Annotated in this window: 1 protein-coding gene; it reads left to right on the top strand. The window is 41.5% G+C overall.

Translation table 11 applies throughout. The features are described from left to right. Positions 1-315 (top strand): glutathione S-transferase C-terminal domain-containing protein (locus AAEY62_RS20230; protein WP_350635969.1); only part of this gene is annotated, 315 nt, incomplete at its 5' end. Positions 316-496: the final 181 nt, after the last annotated feature.

Below are 496 nucleotides of genomic sequence, written 5' to 3'. Positions count from 1 at the left end.
CCTATTGATCGTTTCACCATGGAAACCAAGCGCCAGCTTGACGTGCTAAACCGCCATTTAAGTGCAAACGAATACATGGCAGGAGCTGAGTACTCAATTGCCGATATCGCAATTTGGCCTTGGTATGGCTCTTTAGTGCTTGGCGACATTTATGATGCAGCTGAATTTTTAGATGTTGCCTCATACACTCATGTTGTACGTTGGGCTAAACAGGTTTCAAAACGCCCTGGCGTAAAACGTGGTCGTCGCGTTAACCGCACATGGGGACCTGAAGAAGAGCAACTAGCAGAGCGCCACAGTAGTAGTGACTTTTAACCTTGCTGTTATTGATAAACTAAAAAATCAGCTGTAATAGCTGATTTTTTAGTTTAGGTGTTGCCTTATTTATAATTACGCTTTAACACTCAGTATCGAATCACCTTGTGATAAAGCAAACTTTTCTTGAACCGCCGATAAAATAGAACTTTTATCTTCGTCATTTAACTGGCTTGAATAC

Source organism: Pseudoalteromonas sp. GW168-MNA-CIBAN-0100 (genome assembly GCF_040309225.1).
In the GTDB taxonomy this organism is placed as follows: Bacteria; Pseudomonadota; Gammaproteobacteria; order Enterobacterales; family Alteromonadaceae; genus Pseudoalteromonas; species Pseudoalteromonas arctica.
The sequence above is the reverse complement of the archived record's forward strand: the minus strand, read 5'-3'. Positions and strand labels throughout refer to the sequence as shown.